Here is an 18,331-nt window from a genome sequence, read left to right as displayed (position 1 = left end):
GCTGAAATCAGCCTTGTTTTTTAACGATAGCTTCGACGACATTCGACGGAGCTTCGGAGTATTTGGAGAATTCCATGGAGTAGCTCGCGCGACCCTGAGACATGGAGCGAACGTCGGTCGCATAACCGAACATCTCACCCAACGGTACTTCGGCGCGAATCACTTTGCCAGAAACCGTATCTTCCATACCCTGGATCAGACCACGACGACGGTTCAGGTCACCCATCACGTCACCCATGTAGTCCTCAGGTGTAACAACTTCAACCTTCATGATCGGCTCAAGAACAACACCACCACCTTTGGTAGCGAGTTGCTTGGTCGCCATGGAGGCTGCCACCTTAAACGCCATCTCGTTGGAGTCGACGTCGTGGTAAGAACCATCGAAAACGGTAGCCTTCAGGCCGATCAGCGGATAGCCGGCAACAACACCGTTCTTCATCTGCTCTTCGATACCCTTCTGGATAGCCGGGATGTATTCCTTAGGAACAACACCACCAACCACTTCGTTCACGAACTGCAGACCTTCCTGACCTTCGTCAGCAGGAGCAAAACGGATCCAGCAATGACCGAACTGGCCACGACCGCCGGACTGACGAACGAACTTGCCTTCGATCTCACAAGCCTTCGTGATTTTCTCACGATAGGAAACCTGTGGCTTGCCGATGTTGGCTTCGACGTTGAACTCACGGCGCATCCGGTCAACCAGGATGTCCAGGTGCAATTCGCCCATGCCAGAGATGATCGTTTGACCAGTCTCTTCATCAGTCTTAACGCGGAAAGAAGGGTCTTCCTGAGCAAGTTTGCCCAGAGCGATACCCATTTTTTCCTGGTCATCCTTGGTTTTCGGCTCAACGGCAACCGAAATAACCGGCTCCGGGAAGTCCATGCGAACCAGGATGATTGGCTTGTCAGCCGAGCAGAGGGTGTCACCAGTAGTGACGTCCTTCATACCGATCAGAGCCGCGATGTCACCAGCGCGAACCTCTTTGATCTCTTCACGGGTGTTCGCATGCATTTGCACCATACGACCAACGCGCTCTTTCTTGCCTTTTACCGAGTTGATCACGCCGTCGCCGGAGCTCAACACACCCGAATAAACGCGAGCAAAGGTCAAAGTACCCACGAATGGGTCGGTAGCGATCTTGAACGCCAGAGCCGAGAACGGCTCGTTGTCGTCTGCATGACGCTCCATTTCGACAGTCTCGTCATCCGGATCGGAACCCTTGATGGCAGGAATGTCCACAGGCGCAGGCAGGTACTTGATCACAGCATCGAGAACCAGGGGAACACCCTTGTTCTTGAAGGAAGAACCGCAAACAGCGAGAACGATTTCACCAGCGATAGTACGCTGACGCAGAGCGCCTTCGATTTCCTCGTTGGTGAGCTCTTCACCCTCGAGATACTTGTTCATCAGCTCTTCACTGGCTTCAGCAGCAGCTTCAACCATGTTGCTACGCCACTCATCAGCCAACTCTTGCAGCTCAGCAGGAATAGCTTCGCGACGAGGGGCCATGCCCTTGTCGGCGTCATCCCAATAAACCGCTTCCATGGTCATCAGATCGATCTGACCCTGGAAGTTGTCTTCAGAGCCGATAGCCAACTGGATTGGCACCGGAGTGTGGCCCAGGCGCTGCTTGATCTGACCGATCACGCGCAGGAAGTTTGCACCAGCCCGGTCCATCTTGTTTACATAAACAAGACGCGGAACACCGTACTTGTTGGCTTGACGCCATACGGTTTCGGACTGAGGCTCAACACCCGAAGTACCACAGAACACAACGACCGCGCCATCGAGTACGCGCAAAGAGCGCTCTACTTCAATAGTGAAGTCAACGTGACCCGGAGTATCGATGATATTGAAGCGGTGCTTCTCGAACTGCTTAACGGAGCCAGCCCAGAATGCAGTCGTAGCAGCGGAAGTAATGGTAATACCCCGCTCCTGCTCTTGCACCATCCAGTCCATGGTCGCGGCGCCATCATGCACCTCGCCCATTTTGTGGTTTACGCCAGTGTAAAAAAGGACGCGCTCCGTGGTAGTGGTTTTACCAGCATCCACGTGAGCAACAATACCGATGTTACGGTAGCGGTTAATCGGAGTAGTACGAGCCATAAAGCCCTCGCAAAATTAGTGACGCTGAAATTAGAAGCGGTAGTGCGAGAAAGCTTTGTTAGCTTCAGCCATACGGTGCACGTCTTCACGCTTCTTAACTGCAGCACCTTTACCTTCGGCGGCGTCCAACAGTTCGCCAGCCAAACGCAGAGCCATAGACTTCTCACCGCGCTTGCGCGCGAAGTCTACCAGCCAGCGCATTGCCAACGCATTACGACGGGACGGACGAACTTCGACCGGAACCTGGTAAGTAGCACCACCTACACGGCGCGACTTCACTTCGACCAGCGGAGCGATGGCGTCGAGAGCTTTCTCGAAGATTTCCAGGGGATCGCTGTTCTTGCGTTCTTTAACCTTTTCCAGCGCGCCATAAACGATACGCTCGGCAACGGCTTTTTTACCGCTTTCCATCACGTGGTTCATGAACTTGGCCAGAATTTGGCTTCCGTATTTTGGATCGTCAAGCACTTCGCGCTTGGCTGCTACGCGTCTTCTTGGCATGGATAAGCCCTCAAACGGTCTTCAGGTTAGCTCGGGACCATCACCCATCAGGGGCGCGCCCGACCTTACTCTTATCGACTCAGAAAAATAGAAATCTGCAATTTGTCACAGGAAGCCAAATACTACTTAGGCTTCTTGGTACCGTATTTCGAACGACCCTGGTTACGACCTTTAACGCCGGAAGTATCCAAAGAACCGCGAACGGTGTGATAACGAACACCTGGCAAGTCTTTTACACGACCGCCACGGATCAGTACCACGCTGTGCTCTTGCAGGTTGTGACCTTCACCACCGATGTACGAGGAAACCTCGAAACCGTTGGTCAGGCGCACACGGCATACTTTACGCAGTGCCGAGTTAGGTTTTTTCGGCGTGGTGGTATACACACGAGTGCATACGCCACGACGTTGCGGGCAGTTCTGCAGCGCAGGCACGTCGGATTTCTCGACGATACGCTTACGCGGCTGACGTACCAGCTGGTTGATAGTTGCCATCTACTAGCTCCACTGTTGTCTTGCGACGCTATTGTCTTGCAAGAAAAGCAAAATGGCAGGACGCGAGTCCCGCCAAATTTAGGGGTACAAGAGTCTAAAGAGGATCTTGCCCCCAGTCAAGACAAAGCCCCGACCTCCTTTCTCGCCGAACAACAGGATTTACCTGTCGTTCGGTGAGAAAGGAGACCGAGGCCTTACTCTTTAATTACCGCTGGAGTTCAACGCTTCAGTCAATGCTGCTTCGACTTCGCTAGCGCTGACACGCAACGGCTTGTCAACATCACGACGACGCTTGCGCTCGCTGTGATAAGCCAGACCGGTACCGGCAGGGATCAGACGACCTACAACCACGTTCTCTTTCAAGCCGCGCAGATAATCGCGCTTGCCTGTAACTGCTGCTTCGGTCAGTACGCGAGTTGTCTCTTGGAAAGACGCCGCGGAGATGAACGACTCAGTGGACAACGAAGCCTTGGTGATACCCAGCAGTACACGGGTGAACTTGGCGACAAACTTCTCGTCGGTGTTCAAGCGCTCGTTTTCTACGAGAACGTGAGTCAACTCCATCTGATCACCTTTGATGAAGGTGGAATCGCCAGATTCGGAGATTTCAACTTTACGCAGCATCTGACGCAGAATGGTCTCGATGTGCTTATCGTTGATCTTCACGCCCTGCAGACGGTAAACGTCTTGAATCTCGTTCACGATGTACTTGGCCAGCGCACTCACACCCAGCAGACGCAGGATGTCGTGTGGATCGCTAGGACCGTCAGAGATAACTTCGCCGCGGTTAACCTGTTCGCCTTCGAAAACGTTCAGGTGACGCCACTTCGGAATCAGCTCTTCGTATGGATCGCTACCGTCGTTAGGCGTGATAACCAGACGACGCTTGCCTTTGGTTTCTTTACCGAAAGCAATGGTACCGCTGACCTCTGCAAGGATCGACGCCTCTTTCGGACGACGAGCTTCGAACAAGTCGGCAACACGCGGCAGACCACCGGTGATGTCTCGAGTTTTCGAAGTTTCTTGCGGGATACGGGCGATAACATCACCGATCGCGATCTGAGCACCGTCAGCCACACCAACCAAGGCGTTAGCTGGCAGGAAATACTGTGCAGGCACATCGGTACCTGGCAACAGCAGATCCTTGCCATCCAGACCTACCATCTTCACGGCTGGACGGATGTCCTTACCGGCAGCAGGACGGTCTTTGGCATCCAGAACTTCAATGTTGGTCATACCGGTCAATTCGTCTGTCTGACGCTTGATCGTGATGCCTTCTTCCATGCCCACGTAGGTCACGGTACCTTTCATTTCGGTAACGATTGGGTGAGTGTGCGGATCCCACTTGGCCACGATTGAACCAGCGTCGACCTTGTCGCCTTCCTTCACCGAAATCACTGCACCGTAAGGCAGCTTGTAACGCTCACGCTCACGACCGTAGTCATCAGCGATCGCCAGCTCACCGGAACGCGATACAGCAACCAGGTGGCCATCTACTCGCTCAACGTGCTTCAGGTTGTGCAGACGGACAGTACCGCCATTCTTCACCTGAACGCTGTCCGCAGCGGATGTCCGGCTTGCCGCACCACCGATGTGGAACGTACGCATGGTCAACTGGGTACCCGGCTCACCGATGGATTGGGCAGCAATTACGCCGACCGCTTCACCGATGTTTACCTGGTGACCACGAGCCAGATCACGGCCGTAGCACTTGGCGCAGATGCCGTAACGGGTTTCGCAGCTGATTGGCGAGCGAACGATTACTTCGTCGATGCTGTTCAGCTCGATGAACTCAACCCACTTCTCGTCTACCAGAGTACCGGCAGGCACGATGACTTCGTCGGTGCCAGGCTTGAATACGTCACGGGCGATAACTCGACCCAGTACGCGCTCACCCAATGGCTCAACAACGTCGCCGCCCTCAATGTGCGGCGTCATCAGCAGACCGTGCTCGGTACCGCAGTCAACTTCGGTAACGACCAGATCCTGAGCGACGTCAACCAGACGACGGGTCAGATAACCGGAGTTAGCGGTTTTCAACGCGGTATCCGCAAGACCCTTACGAGCACCGTGAGTAGAGATGAAGTACTGAAGTACGCTCAAACCTTCACGGAAGTTCGCAGTGATCGGCGTCTCGATGATCGAGCCGTCTGGCTTGGCCATCAGACCACGCATACCCGCCAGCTGACGAATCTGTGCAGCCGAACCCCGTGCGCCGGAGTCAGCCATCATGTACATCGAGTTGAAGGACTCTTGATCAACTTCGACGCCGTGACGGTCGATAACGCGCTCTTTGGACAGGTTCGACATCATCGCTTTCGAGACTTCGTCGTTCGCCTTGGACCAAAGGTCGATTACCTTGTTGTACTTCTCGCCCTGAGTTACCAGGCCCGAGGCGTACTGACTCTCGATCTCTTTAACTTCTTCGGTAGCCGCGTCAATGATGCGAGCTTTTTCATCAGGGATAACGAAGTCGTTAACACCGATGGAAACACCCGAAATCGTTGAGTAAGCAAAACCGGTGTACATCAACTGGTCAGCGAAGATAACGGTCTCTTTCAAACCAACCACGCGGTAGCACTGGTTGATCAGCTTGGAGATCGCCTTTTTCTTCATTGGCTGGTTGACCACGTCATACGACAGGCCGGCCGGAACCACCTGGAACAACAGCGCACGGCCGACAGTGGTGTCGACGATACGGGTGTTCTTGACGCTGCCACCATCACGATCGTTGATCGTTTCGTGGATGCGGACTTTAACCTTGGCATGCAGCGCGGCTTCGCCGGCACGGAATACACGGTCAACTTCCTGCAGATCCGCAAACACACGACCTTCGCCCTTGGCGTTGATCGCTTCACGAGTCATGTAGTACAGACCCAATACAACGTCCTGCGAAGGAACGATGATTGGCTCACCGTTGGCTGGCGACAGAATGTTGTTGGTCGACATCATCAACGCACGCGCTTCGAGCTGGGCTTCCAGCGTCAACGGTACGTGTACAGCCATCTGGTCGCCGTCGAAGTCGGCGTTGTACGCAGCACAGACCAGAGGGTGCAGCTGAATAGCCTTACCTTCGATCAGTACCGGTTCAAAAGCCTGAATACCCAGACGGTGAAGGGTTGGTGCACGGTTAAGAAGCACTGGGTGTTCACGGATAACTTCCGCGAGAACGTCCCAAACCTCTGGCAATTCGCGCTCAACCATTTTCTTGGCAGCTTTGATGGTCGTGGCGAGGCCACGCATTTCCAGCTTGCCAAAAATGAACGGTTTGAACAGCTCGAGAGCCATTTTCTTCGGCAGACCGCACTGGTGCAGACGCAGGGTCGGACCAACGGTAATTACCGAACGACCCGAGTAGTCAACACGCTTACCGAGCAAGTTCTGACGGAAACGACCCTGCTTACCCTTGATCATGTCAGCCAGGGATTTCAGAGGACGCTTGTTCGAACCGGTAATGGCGCGACCGCGACGGCCGTTGTCGAGCAGAGCATCGACAGCTTCCTGCAACATACGCTTTTCGTTGCGCACGATGATGTCCGGAGCGGACAGATCAAGCAGGCGCTTCAAACGGTTGTTACGGTTGATCACTCGACGATACAGATCGTTGAGGTCAGAAGTCGCGAAGCGACCACCATCCAGCGGAACCAATGGACGCAGATCTGGCGGCAGAACCGGCAGAACGGTCAGAACCATCCACTCAGGCAGGTTGCCCGAACCCTGGAAGGCTTCCATCAGCTTCAGACGCTTGGACAGCTTCTTGATTTTGGTTTCGGAGTTGGTTTGCGGAATTTCTTCACGCAGACGGCCAATCTCGTGTTCCAGATCGATAGCGTGCAGGAGCTCACGGACGGCTTCAGCACCCATACGGGCGTCGAAGTCATCACCGAACTCTTCCAAAGCTTCGAAGTACTGCTCATCGTTCAGCAGCTGACCTTTTTCAAGGGTGGTCATACCTGGATCGATAACGACGTAGCTCTCGAAGTAGAGAACGCGTTCGATATCACGCAGGGTCATGTCCATCAGCAAGCCGATACGGGACGGCAGGGACTTCAGGAACCAGATGTGGGCGACAGGCGATGCCAGTTCGATGTGAGCCATACGCTCACGACGGACTTTGGCCAGCGCAACTTCAACGCCGCACTTTTCACAGATCACACCACGGTGCTTCAGGCGCTTGTACTTACCGCACAGGCACTCGTAATCCTTGACCGGGCCAAAGATCTTGGCGCAGAACAAGCCGTCACGTTCAGGTTTGAACGTACGGTAGTTGATGGTTTCCGGCTTTTTAACTTCACCGAACGACCACGAACGGATCATCTCAGGCGATGCCAATCCAATACGGATGGCGTCGAACTCTTCGACTTGACCCTGGTTTTTCAGCAAATTCAGTAGGTCTTTCAAGGCCTTTCCTCCTGGCGGAGCAGAGGGCGGTCATAACGACCCACCCTCGATTCGCGTCACGTGTTATTCGGTTTCCAGATCGATATCGATGCCGAGCGAACGGATTTCTTTGATCAACACGTTGAAAGACTCGGGCATGCCCGGCTCCATGCGGTGATCGCCATCCACGATGTTTTTGTACATCTTGGTACGGCCGTTCACATCGTCCGACTTCACTGTGAGCATTTCCTGCAGAGTGTAGGCCGCGCCGTATGCTTCCAGCGCCCACACCTCCATCTCCCCGAAACGCTGACCACCGAACTGAGCCTTACCACCCAGCGGCTGCTGGGTAACCAGGCTGTAAGAACCAGTGGAACGCGCATGCATCTTGTCGTCCACCAAGTGGTTCAGCTTCAGCATGTACATGTAGCCAACGGTAACCGGACGCTCGAACTTGTTGCCGGTACGACCATCGAACAGCTGCATCTGGCCGCTTTCTGGCATATCTGCCAGTTTGAGCATTGCCTTGATTTCAACTTCTTTGGCACCGTCGAACACCGGGGTGGCCATCGGCACGCCGTTACGCAGGTTCTTCGCCAGATCCAGGATTTCTTTATCGCTAAAGTCTTCCAGGCTTTCTTGACGGCCGCCGATCTCGTTGTAGATTTCGGTCAGGAACTTGCGCAGTTCAACAACTTTACGCTGCTCTTCGAGCATGCGGTTGATCTTCTCGCCCAAACCTTTGGCCGCTAGACCCAGGTGAGTTTCGAGAATCTGACCAACGTTCATACGCGAAGGTACGCCCAACGGGTTGAGCACGATATCGACCGGCGTGCCGTTGGCATCGTGCGGCATATCTTCAACCGGCATGATCACGGAGACCACACCTTTGTTACCGTGACGACCGGCCATCTTGTCGCCCGGCTGGATGCGACGACGGATTGCCAGGTAAACCTTAACGATCTTCAGAACGCCTGGAGCCAGGTCATCGCCTTGCTGCAGCTTGCGCTTCTTATCTTCGAACTTGTCATCCAGAAGACGGCGACGATCAACGATGTAAGCCTGAGCCTTCTCGAGCTGCTCGTTCAGAGCATCTTCAGCCATGCGCAGTTTGAACCACTGACCATGTTCAAGACCGTCGAGAACTTCGTCGGTGATGTCCTGACCTTTCTTCAAGCCAGCGCCGCCTTCGACCTTACGGCCAACCAAAGCGGAACGCAGACGCTCAAAAGTAGCGCCTTCAACGATACGGAACTCTTCGTTCAAGTCCTTACGGATCTCGTCGAGCTGAGTTTTCTCGATGGAAAGTGCACGGGCGTCACGCTCTACACCATCACGAGTGAAGACCTGAACGTCGATGACAGTACCCTTGGTACCGGTAGGTACGCGCAGGGAGGTGTCTTTAACGTCGCTTGCCTTCTCACCGAAGATAGCGCGCAGCAGTTTTTCTTCTGGAGTGAGCTGGGTCTCGCCTTTTGGAGTGACCTTACCTACCAGAATGTCGCCAGCGCCAACTTCAGCACCTACGTAAACGATACCGGCTTCGTCCAGCTTGTTCAGTGCAGCTTCACCCACGTTAGGGATGTCTGCAGTGATCTCTTCAGGCCCAAGCTTGGTGTCACGCGCCACACAGGTCAGTTCCTGAATGTGGATCGTGGTGAAACGATCTTCCTGAACCACACGCTCGGAAAGGCAGATGGAGTCTTCGAAGTTGAAGCCGTTCCACGCCATGAACGCGATGCGCATGTTCTGACCCAGAGCCAGCTCACCCATATCGGTGGACGGGCCGTCAGCCATGATGTCGCTACGTTCAACCCGATCGCCTTTGCTCACCAGCGGACGCTGGTTGATGCAGGTGTTCTGGTTGGAACGGGTGTACTTGGTCAGGTTGTAGATGTCGACACCAGCTTCACCGGTTTCAACTTCGTCATCAGCAACACGAACCACGATACGGCTTGCATCAACAGAGTCGATCACGCCGCCACGACGAGCCACGACGCAAACGCCGGAGTCGCGAGCCACGTTGCGCTCCATGCCAGTACCTACCAGCGGCTTGTCAGCACGCAGGGTTGGCACAGCTTGACGCTGCATGTTCGAACCCATCAACGCACGGTTGGCGTCGTCGTGCTCGAGGAACGGGATCAGCGAAGCCGCGACCGAAACTACCTGCTTCGGCGATACGTCCATCAGCGTCACGTCTTCTGGAGCCTTGACGGTGAACTCGTTCAAGTGACGTACAGCAACCAGTTCGTCGATCAGGATCTTCTTGTCGTTCATTGCCGCAGATGCCTGGGCGATGACGTGATCCGCTTCTTCAATAGCCGACAGGAACACGATCTCGTCAGTGACCAACGCGTCTTTAACAACACGGTACGGGCTTTCCAGGAAGCCGTACTGGTTGGTGCGCGCATAAGCCGCCAAGGAGTTGATCAGACCGATGTTCGGACCTTCCGGCGTTTCAATCGGGCATACACGACCGTAGTGAGTCGGGTGTACGTCACGCACTTCAAAGCCAGCACGCTCACGAGTCAAACCACCAGGGCCGAGTGCGGAGACACGACGCTTGTGAGTGATCTCGGAAAGCGGGTTGTTCTGGTCCATGAACTGGGAAAGCTGGCTGGAGCCGAAGAACTCTTTGACTGCGGCAGCAACTGGTTTGGCATTGATCAGGTCCTGAGGCATCAGGCCTTCGCTTTCTGCCATCGACAGACGCTCTTTGACCGCACGTTCAACACGCACCAAGCCAACGCGGAACTGGTTTTCAGCCATCTCGCCAACACAACGAACACGACGGTTACCCAAGTGGTCGATGTCGTCGACGATGCCTTTACCGTTACGGATATCAACCAGCGTCTTGAGAACGGCAACGATATCCTCTTTGCACAGGACACCAGAACCTTCGATCTCGGTACGACCGATACGACGGTTGAACTTCATCCGGCCAACAGCAGAGAGGTCATAGCGCTCTGGACTGAAGAACAGGTTGTTGAACAGAGTCTCTGCTGCGTCCTTGGTAGGCGGCTCGCCTGGACGCATCATGCGGTAGATCTCAACCAGCGCTTCGAGTTGATTGCTGGTGGAATCGATCTTCAGCGTGTCGGATACGAACGGACCACAGTCGATATCGTTGGTGTACAACGTTTCGATGCGAACAACCTGAGCCTTGGCGATTTTGGCCAGGATTTCAGTGTTCAGCTCGGTGTTGCACTCGGCAATGATTTCACCAGTGGCTGGATGCACAACGACTTTGGCAGTGGTGCGACCCAGGACGTAGTCCAAAGGAACTTCCAGCTGTTTGATGCCGGCTTTTTCCAGCTGATTAATGTGACGAGCCGTGATACGGCGGCCCTGTTCAACAATAACCTTGCCCTTGTCATCCAGGATGTCCAGGACTGCAATTTCACCGCGCAGGCGCTGAGGCACCAGTTCCAGGCTAAGGTTTTCACCCTGCACATGGAAAACGTTGGTGGTGTAGAACGCATCCAGAACCTGTTCGGTCGTATAACCCAGCGCGCGCAGCAATACTGACGCAGGCAGCTTGCGACGACGGTCGATACGGACGAATACACAGTCCTTTGGATCGAACTCGAAGTCCAGCCACGAACCGCGGTAAGGAATGATACGAGCGGAGTAAAGCAGCTTGCCGGAGCTGTGCGTCTTACCGCGGTCGTGGTCAAAGAACACGCCCGGGGAACGGTGCAGCTGGGAAACGATAACGCGCTCGGTACCATTGATAACGAAGGTACCGTTTTCAGTCATCAGGGGGATTTCACCCATGTAGACTTCTTGCTCTTTGATGTCCTTGATCGCTTTGTTCGACGACTCTTTGTCGAAAATGATCAGACGGACTTTTACTCGCAGAGGTACAGCGTAAGTCACACCGCGCAGCACACACTCTTTGACATCAAATGCCGGTTCGCCCAAGCGATAACCTACATACTCCAGCGCAGCATTGCCGGAGTAGCTGATGATCGGGAAAACGGATTTGAAGGCTGCATGCAGACCGACGTCGCGGAACTGATCTTTGGTCGCTCCCGCTTGCAGGAATTCGCGATACGAATCCAGCTGGATGGCCAGGAGATACGGCACATCCATTACGTCCGGCAACTTGCTAAAGTCCTTGCGGATACGTTTTTTCTCAGTATATGAGTAAGCCATCAGCGTTCCCCAGCTTGGTCACCTGCTTGTTTGGCTCCTCCCGACGGGAACAGCCAGAAAATCGTGCAAACCCCTTGGTTTGCGCCACCATCACCGGTGGTTTTTACGCGCTATGGATACCGGCCGAGCCAGTCATCTATAACGGAAAAAGGCCGGTGGCAAGAGCCACCAGCCATCAGCCTTTCGCTTAACGCTTGGGCTGGACACTCAAAGTCGATACTTATTTCAGCTCGACTTTAGCGCCTGCTTCTTCCAGCGCAGCTTTGGCTTTGTCAGCAGCGTCTTTCGCAACTGCTTCCAGAACCAGTGCTGGGGCGCCGTCAACTACAGCCTTGGCTTCTTTCAAGCCCAGACCAGTCAGTTCACGTACAGCCTTGATCACGTTAACTTTCTTCTCGCCAGCTTCCAGCAGCATGACGTTGAATTCAGTTTGCTCTTCAACAACAGCGGCAGCAGCAGCTGGACCAGCCGAAGCAGCTGCAGCAGTTACGCCGAACTTTTCTTCGAATGCTTTGATCAGCTCAACAACCTGCAGAACGGACATTTCGCCAACTGCGTTGAGGATATCGTCTTGAGAGATAGACATGAATCTAATTCCTGAATTGGGGGACGGCCTACGCGACCATCGAAATAAACAAAAATACGCGAAAGGAGGTACGGAGCCTTAGGCTGCGGTAGCTTCTTTTTGGTCGCGAATAGCCGCCAGAGTACGAGCCAATTTGCTGGTAGCGCCTTGAATCACGCTCATCAGCTGGGAGATTGCTTCGTCACGGGTCGGCAAGGTTGCCAGCACGTCGATCTGATTAGCTGCGAGGAACTTGCCCTCGAACGCAGCTGCCTTGATCTCGAACTTATCCTGACCCTTGGCAAACTCTTTGAACAAACGGGCAGCAGCGCCAGGATGTTCGTTAGAGAAAGCGATCAGGGTCGGGCCAGTGAACGCGTCGTTGAGGACACTGTAATCAGTTCCTTCAACAGCGCGCTTGAGCAGAGTGTTACGTACAACGCGTACATAAACGCCAGCTTCACGAGCCTCTTTACGGAGTCCGGTCATTGCGCCAACTGTCACGCCACGGGCATCAGCCACGACAGCAGACAGAGCGACTTTGGCAGCCTCGTTGACTTCAGCGACGATGGCCTTCTTGTCTTCGAGTTTAATTGCCACGGGTTTAACTCCTGCTTGTTACCGTTTCATCTGACCTAAGCCGGATGTCGTTTTGGTGTCTGATTCGGTAAGGAACCGGGAGCACCATCTGCGTAGGCTTGTGTTTTAAGACTCGCGCCGCCTACGGTCTTGGATAGCCCCCGCCAGGCAGGGACCCCAATTTTTTTGCTGGTGCGACAAGCGCACCAACACGTCTTACGCGTCCAGGGAACCCTGGTCGATCACCAAGCCTGGGCCCATAGTGGTGCTCAAGGTTACGCGCTTAACGTAGATGCCTTTCGAAGAAGCTGGCTTGATACGCTTAAGATCAGCGATCAGGGCTTCAACGTTTTCTTTCAGCTTGACTGCGTCGAAACCGACCTTGCCAACTGAAGTGTGGATGATGCCGTTTTTGTCGGTGCGATAACGAACCTGACCAGCCTTGGCATTCTTGACGGCGTTAGCCACGTCAGGAGTAACAGTGCCGACTTTAGGGTTAGGCATCAGGCCGCGAGGACCGAGAATCTGACCCAACTGACCAACAACACGCATCGCGTCCGGGGAAGCGATAACTACGTCGTAGTTCAGGTCGCCGCCTTTCATTTCGGCAGCCAGATCGTCCATACCAACACGATCAGCGCCAGCAGCCAGAGCGGCTTCTGCAGCAGGACCCTGGGTGAACACAGCAACGCGAACAGTCTTGCCAGTGCCGTGCGGCAGCACAGTAGCGCTACGAACAACCTGGTCAGATTTACGCGGGTCAACACCGAGGTTTACAGCAACGTCTACAGACTCACTGAACTTAACGGTCGACAGCTCGGCCAGCAGCGTAGCTGCGTCGGTGAAGCTGTAAGATTTGCCCGGCTCGATTTTAGCCGCGATAGCTTTTTGGCGCTTAGTCAGCTTAGCCATTACACACCCTCCACGTTAAGGCCCATGCTACGAGCGGAACCGGCGATAGTACGCACGGCCGCTTCCATGTCAGCAGCAGTCAGATCCGCATTTTTTGCTTTAGCGATATCTTCCAGCTGTGCACGAGTCACGGTGCCAACTTTAACGGTGTTCGGACGTGCCGAGCCGCTAGTCAGACCAGCAGCTTTCTTCAGCAGAACCGAAGCAGGGGTGCTCTTTGTTTCGAAAGTGAAGCTACGGTCGCTGTAGACAGTAATGATCACTGGAGTCGGCAGACCTGGCTCAAGCCCCTGAGTACGGGCGTTGAAAGCCTTGCAGAATTCCATGATGTTCACGCCGTGCTGACCCAGGGCCGGACCAACTGGCGGGCTTGGGTTAGCTTGAGCAGCTTTCACTTGCAGCTTGATGTAAGCGGTAATTTTCTTGGCCATGAGGCACTCCAATTACGGGTTCAAACGCCAATAAAGGCTCCCCGGTTACTTGCACGTTTATCCCAGTGACGAAAAAACCCCACAGCCTACGGCTACGGGGTATGGGATTCTCGCCCAGCTAGACCTTTTCGACCTGACTGAACTCCAGCTCCACCGGAGTGGAACGACCGAAAATGAGCACTGCAACTTGAATGCGGCTCTTCTCGTAGTTAACTTCTTCGACAGTGCCATTAAAATCTGCAAATGGACCATCAGTGACGCGAACCACTTCACCCGGCTCGAACAGAGTCTTAGGCTTGGGCTTATCGCTACCATCAGCAACGCGACGAAGAATCGCATCGGCTTCTTTATCTGTGATCGGTGCAGGCTTGTCGGCCGTACCACCAATAAAGCCCATGACACGAGGGGTATCCTTGACCAAGTGCCAAGTCCCTTCATTCATGTCCATTTGGACCAACACATAGCCAGGGAAGAATTTACGCTCACTTTTGCGCTTCTGGCCGTTACGCATTTCCACCACTTCTTCAGTGGGAACCAGAATTTCGCCGAAGCCATCTTCCATGCCAGCCAGCTTCACACGCTCGATCAACGAGCGCATTACATGCTTTTCGTAACCCGAATAAGCATGCACTACGTACCAACGCTTAGCCACGGGACACCCTTAGCCAACAATCAAGGAAACAAGCCAGCCGAGGAGGGAATCAAGCCCCCACAACAGCAACGCCATAACCAGAACAACAGCCACAACAATCAAAGTGGTCTGTGTGGTTTCTTGGCGAGTCGGCCAAACGACTTTGCGAATTTCAGCACGAGCTTCCTTAGCCAGAACAAAGAAAGCCTTGCCCCTACCAGTCTGCAAGCCCACAAACGCAGCAACCCCAGCCAGCACAAGCAGGACCAGGACGCGATACAAAATAGGCTGAGCTGAGTAGTATTGATTACCGACAACCCCAACCACTACCAGAGCGACCACAACCAGCCACTTGAGCAGATCGAAGCGAGATTCTTGGGCTTCAGCCTTGAGAGTCATCTACGATAATCCTGTGAAAAGAAAGCCAGATACAATCTAGTGAATCTGGCAGGTCAGGAGGGAATCGAACCCCCAACCTACGGTTTTGGAGACCGTCGCTCTGCCAATTGAGCTACTGACCTAAAAGCAAAATCAGGCCGACCAATATGCCAGCCCAACAATATTTTTTCAACAGCCTTCCAACCCAACCAACCTACGAGACCCAAGATAAGGAAACGCTAAGGCAAAAAGACTAGAAGCAAGCCACTCCAAACGACACCGAAATGACTAGTAAAGCAAAGGCAGATATTTTCATATCTGCCTTTATAATGGAGCTCTTGAGCGGATTTGAACCGCTGACCTCACCCTTACCAAGGGTGTGCTCTACCAACTGAGCTACAAGAGCAAACTCTTCGGACATACAGCAAACCTGGAGCGGGTAGCGGGAATCGAACCCGCATCATCAGCTTGGAAGGCTGAGGTTCTACCACTAAACTATACCCGCCTAACTTGCTGCACAGCCTTAAATATGGTGGAGGGAGAAGGATTCGAACCTTCGAAGTCGTAGACGTCAGATTTACAGTCTGATCCCTTTGGCCGCTCGGGAACCCCTCCTGAACGAGGCAGCATTCTCAACTCATGCCACCCTTCTGTCAACCTTTTTCTCAGTAAAAACCTGAGGTTACAAACGTTGACCGCAGCTGCAGAGCCTTTTAAAAATTATCAAGCACTGCGAAGCGGGCGCCATTCTATGCAAACTACTGCGCGGTTGCAATGCCTTCGCACAACATTATTTTATTTTTCAGATCGGGGAAATCCTGAGCCAACCCTCTCAAAAGAGCATCTCCGACAAGACGACGGCTGGCAGGTTCTATTTTAATCCAGTACGCACTGGCACCATCAAGATGGATCTCACGGAATTGAGTCTGCACATCAAGACTCATTAGACGCTGCTCAACCGTGCGCGCCTCCTCCTGTCGCGCAAAACCGCCCAGGTAGAGACATCTGCCCGGAGCTTCGCGCTCATCCAACGACTCCGCACTACCCTCGGTCTCACTGAGGAGATGTATGTTTTGCTGCTCAGCCCGATAAAGAGACAGCGGCAAAACTTCTTTTGCCCTTAACGGAGCCTCTTGCTGATGCCACACGTAATAGAGACCATTGAGCATAAGCAGCAAAAGAAATAACCACCGCATAAAAACCTCAAGCCAAAGGACAGGCTAACGCGAGACCGACGAATACCAGATCAGGCATGTGCCTCGCACCCGGCGTGACATCCCTGATCAACTCAGCATCTCCACCCGTCACAAACACGATGAAATCATCCCCGAGATACTGCTGCGCAAGCGTTAACTGAGAAGCTGCAAACCCCCTTAGCATCAGCGTGCATCCACGCTCAACAGCCTCAGCGGTCGACCGCCCCGGAGCGAAGCTGGATTGCGCCTCCTCAGCAGCCGCATCATCGTATCGAATACGTCGGGTATGAGTGCGCAGCTGGCCGCGCATCAACGGCATTCCTGGGCATATGTAGCCACCCAGGTGCTCCCCCTTTGCGCTAACAAAATCCGAGGTAATCGCGGTACCCAAATCAAGCACCAGACACGCCTTACCAACAGTTGCATAGGCCCCCACCAAAGCCAGCCAACGATCAAGCCCCAGGCGCTCATAAGCCTCGTAACCATTCGCTACGCCAGCCAATATTCTGGCCGAGCTCGCACACTGAGTTTCAACGCCGAACTCTTCAGCGATCAGCGCAACCAGCTTCTGGGTCTCCTCGGCACTACGCACGCTAACCATCCGGCTATGACGGAGACTTAAACCAGAGGTAGCCGCAAGAACCTCAATAAGCTTCTCATCGGAGTCAACGACGCCCCCCAATACAAGCCCTGGCAACCCCTGGCGAATAACACGCCATTTTATGAAGCTATTCCCACAATCCAGCTCAAGTATCATCACGCAACCTCAAGCTGAGCTCTCCACCGCTAAACACCTTCTCTTCATCTCCAACCTGCAATCGCAGCGCTCCTTGCGAATCAATACCCAACACAGTGCCCTCAATCATCTGAACACCAGCAAGTAAACTGACAGCACATCCCTGCCATAGGTGATTACGCTCCCACTCAGACCTGAACGCAGCAAAACCGGAGGCTTGATGAGCAGATAAATACTCTTGGATATTACTGGTTAATTTGCCAGCCAATACATTACGACTGGACAGAGCACCAGTTTCCAATCTCAGCGAGGTCCATAACTGATCGACTTCCTCTGTCGCGCGCATATTCACGTTTATTCCAACCCCAATGACCACGTGACAGACATCAGCGGGATCACCAACCAGCTCCAGGAGTATTCCGGCGATTTTGCGCTGCCCCACAAGGACGTCATTTGGCCACTTCAATCCAGCACTCTGCACACCCATTTCTCGCAAAGTCTTCAGGACGGCGAGCCCAATCAAAAGACTCATACCTTCAAGCTGACGCATCCCACCATCAATACGAAGGGCCAGGCTGTAATAGATGTTTTCACCAAAGGGACTGACCCACTTTCTCCCCCTGCGACCACGCCCAGCAGTCTGACGCTCTGCAGTTACCACAAAAGGCGTAGGAGAGTTGTCGCCGATCAGCTTTACAGCAGCCGCATTGGTTGACCCTATAGAGTCGTAGACAACAACCGGCCAGCCGCTAGCCTCCCCTGCTGCCGCAGATATTTCGCCAGCCTGCAGAAGAGATAGAGGACTCTCGAGTTTATATCCACGCCCCCTGACTTTATGGACGCCAATATGCAGCTCAGACTCCAACAACTGCAGCTGCTTCCACACAGAGGTACGACTAACTCCGAGAGCCTCACCCAGAGCCTGCCCCGAATGGAATTTTCCATCCTCAAGGAGCTTCAACAACGTCAGCATTTAGAGATCGCCATGCAATAAGGCTCGCATCATAGCCACGCAAGGCGAAGATGCATAGAAACGACTGATCGTTAATTCAGCGATAGCAGAAGCGACATATGGGGATAACGGAGTCCACGCTGGACGGTAGGAGCTGCCGAAGGCTGCGAGGCGGTGTGTCAGGCTAAAAGCGTGACCGTCCATCGCGGGCAAGCGCGCTCCCACCGCTAATTCTTTTTTCTTCGCGCATAAACAAAACCCCTGAACGCGTAAGCGATCAGGGGTTCTGGAATTTAATCTTGACGATG

At 53.8% G+C, this 18,331-nt stretch carries 14 protein-coding genes and 4 tRNA genes; all 18 read right to left on the bottom strand.

Going from position 1 to position 18,331, the window contains the following annotated elements; translation table 11 throughout:
- Nucleotides 1-7: 7 nt before the first annotated feature.
- The 18 genes from fusA to birA all read right to left on the bottom strand — a co-directional run bounded on the left by fusA (nucleotide 8) and on the right by birA (nucleotide 18,044).
- Nucleotides 8-2,110: an elongation factor G gene (gene fusA, locus ACYASS_RS04205; protein WP_122662265.1), complete on the bottom strand. Its 2,103-nt coding sequence runs from the start codon at nucleotides 2,108-2,110 to the stop codon at nucleotides 8-10.
- A 30-nt stretch (nucleotides 2,111-2,140) separates the two neighbouring features.
- On the bottom strand, nucleotides 2,141-2,611 hold the full coding sequence (rpsG, locus tag ACYASS_RS04200) for a 30S ribosomal protein S7 (RefSeq protein WP_002555493.1): 471 nt from the start codon (nucleotides 2,609-2,611) through the stop codon (nucleotides 2,141-2,143).
- Between the two features lie 122 nt (nucleotides 2,612-2,733).
- Nucleotides 2,734-3,105 (bottom strand): 30S ribosomal protein S12, encoded by a 372-nt coding sequence (gene rpsL, locus ACYASS_RS04195; RefSeq protein WP_002555494.1) that lies wholly within the window; start codon nucleotides 3,103-3,105, stop codon nucleotides 2,734-2,736.
- A 201-nt stretch (nucleotides 3,106-3,306) separates the two neighbouring features.
- On the bottom strand, nucleotides 3,307-7,506 hold the full coding sequence (rpoC, locus tag ACYASS_RS04190; RefSeq protein ID WP_122662263.1) for a DNA-directed RNA polymerase subunit beta': 4,200 nt from the start codon (nucleotides 7,504-7,506) through the stop codon (nucleotides 3,307-3,309).
- 63 nt (nucleotides 7,507-7,569) lie between these two features.
- The gene (rpoB, locus tag ACYASS_RS04185) at nucleotides 7,570-11,643 is read right to left on the bottom strand and encodes a DNA-directed RNA polymerase subunit beta (RefSeq protein ID WP_463585204.1); all 4,074 of its coding nucleotides are present in this window, start codon (nucleotides 11,641-11,643) and stop codon (nucleotides 7,570-7,572) included.
- Between the two features lie 220 nt (nucleotides 11,644-11,863).
- Nucleotides 11,864-12,229: a 50S ribosomal protein L7/L12 gene (gene rplL, locus ACYASS_RS04180; protein WP_122662259.1), complete on the bottom strand. Its 366-nt coding sequence runs from the start codon at nucleotides 12,227-12,229 to the stop codon at nucleotides 11,864-11,866.
- A 78-nt stretch (nucleotides 12,230-12,307) separates the two neighbouring features.
- Complete coding sequence (gene rplJ, locus ACYASS_RS04175; protein WP_122662257.1) at nucleotides 12,308-12,808, bottom strand: 50S ribosomal protein L10; 501 nt, start codon at nucleotides 12,806-12,808, stop codon at nucleotides 12,308-12,310.
- Between the two features lie 195 nt (nucleotides 12,809-13,003).
- Entirely contained in the window at nucleotides 13,004-13,699 is a 696-nt protein-coding gene (rplA, locus tag ACYASS_RS04170) for a 50S ribosomal protein L1 (protein ID WP_032626524.1), read from the bottom strand.
- Complete coding sequence (gene rplK / locus ACYASS_RS04165) at nucleotides 13,699-14,130, bottom strand: 50S ribosomal protein L11 (protein ID WP_020290713.1); 432 nt, start codon at nucleotides 14,128-14,130, stop codon at nucleotides 13,699-13,701. The genes rplA and rplK overlap by 1 nt, the downstream gene beginning before the upstream one ends.
- A 118-nt stretch (nucleotides 14,131-14,248) precedes the next feature.
- Nucleotides 14,249-14,782 (bottom strand): transcription termination/antitermination protein NusG, encoded by a 534-nt coding sequence (gene nusG / locus ACYASS_RS04160; RefSeq protein ID WP_020290714.1) that lies wholly within the window; start codon nucleotides 14,780-14,782, stop codon nucleotides 14,249-14,251.
- A gap of 9 nt (nucleotides 14,783-14,791) precedes the next feature.
- Nucleotides 14,792-15,160, bottom strand: coding sequence for a preprotein translocase subunit SecE (gene secE, locus ACYASS_RS04155; protein WP_032626526.1), 369 nt, complete (start codon nucleotides 15,158-15,160; stop codon nucleotides 14,792-14,794).
- A gap of 46 nt (nucleotides 15,161-15,206) precedes the next feature.
- Nucleotides 15,207-15,282 (bottom strand) — tRNA-Trp (locus tag ACYASS_RS04150).
- Between the two features lie 187 nt (nucleotides 15,283-15,469).
- A tRNA-Thr gene (locus ACYASS_RS04145) sits at nucleotides 15,470-15,545 on the bottom strand.
- 25 nt (nucleotides 15,546-15,570) lie between these two features.
- Nucleotides 15,571-15,644: transfer RNA gene (locus ACYASS_RS04140), tRNA-Gly, on the bottom strand.
- A gap of 25 nt (nucleotides 15,645-15,669) precedes the next feature.
- Nucleotides 15,670-15,754 (bottom strand) — tRNA-Tyr (locus tag ACYASS_RS04135).
- A 143-nt stretch (nucleotides 15,755-15,897) separates the two neighbouring features.
- On the bottom strand, nucleotides 15,898-16,335 hold the full coding sequence (locus ACYASS_RS04130; RefSeq protein WP_463585203.1) for a hypothetical protein: 438 nt from the start codon (nucleotides 16,333-16,335) through the stop codon (nucleotides 15,898-15,900).
- Between the two features lie 7 nt (nucleotides 16,336-16,342).
- A complete protein-coding gene (locus ACYASS_RS04125) occupies nucleotides 16,343-17,092 on the bottom strand; it encodes a pantothenate kinase (RefSeq protein ID WP_463585202.1) in 750 nt (249 codons plus the stop codon).
- On the bottom strand, nucleotides 17,082-18,044 hold the full coding sequence (birA, locus tag ACYASS_RS04120) for a bifunctional biotin--[acetyl-CoA-carboxylase] ligase/biotin operon repressor BirA (RefSeq protein ID WP_463585201.1): 963 nt from the start codon (nucleotides 18,042-18,044) through the stop codon (nucleotides 17,082-17,084). Before birA ends, ACYASS_RS04125 begins: the two co-directional genes overlap by 11 nt.
- Between the last annotated feature and the right edge of the window lie 287 nt (nucleotides 18,045-18,331).

The organism is Pseudomonas sp. HP_14 (assembly GCF_055283875.1).
The sequence above is the reverse complement of the archived record's forward strand: the minus strand, read 5'-3'. Positions and strand labels throughout refer to the sequence as shown.

Excerpts from the sequence above, each read along its gene's own strand:
- fusA (WP_122662265.1), bottom strand. The coding sequence starts at position 2,110 with ATGGCTCGTACTACTCCGATTAACCGCTACCGTAACATCGGTATTGTT.
- rpsG (WP_002555493.1), bottom strand. The coding sequence starts at position 2,611 with ATGCCAAGAAGACGCGTAGCAGCCAAGCGCGAAGTGCTTGACGATCCA.
- rpsL (WP_002555494.1), bottom strand. The coding sequence starts at position 3,105 with ATGGCAACTATCAACCAGCTGGTACGTCAGCCGCGTAAGCGTATCGTC.
- rpoB (WP_463585204.1), bottom strand. The coding sequence starts at position 11,643 with ATGGCTTACTCATATACTGAGAAAAAACGTATCCGCAAGGACTTTAGC.
- rplL (WP_122662259.1), bottom strand. The coding sequence starts at position 12,229 with ATGTCTATCTCTCAAGACGATATCCTCAACGCAGTTGGCGAAATGTCC.
- rplA (WP_032626524.1), bottom strand. The coding sequence starts at position 13,699 with ATGGCTAAGCTGACTAAGCGCCAAAAAGCTATCGCGGCTAAAATCGAG.
- rplK (WP_020290713.1), bottom strand. The coding sequence starts at position 14,130 with ATGGCCAAGAAAATTACCGCTTACATCAAGCTGCAAGTGAAAGCTGCT.
- secE (WP_032626526.1), bottom strand. The coding sequence starts at position 15,160 with ATGACTCTCAAGGCTGAAGCCCAAGAATCTCGCTTCGATCTGCTCAAG.
- ACYASS_RS04130 (WP_463585203.1), bottom strand. The coding sequence starts at position 16,335 with ATGCGGTGGTTATTTCTTTTGCTGCTTATGCTCAATGGTCTCTATTAC.
- ACYASS_RS04125 (WP_463585202.1), bottom strand. The coding sequence starts at position 17,092 with ATGATACTTGAGCTGGATTGTGGGAATAGCTTCATAAAATGGCGTGTT.
- birA (WP_463585201.1), bottom strand. The coding sequence starts at position 18,044 with ATGCTGACGTTGTTGAAGCTCCTTGAGGATGGAAAATTCCATTCGGGG.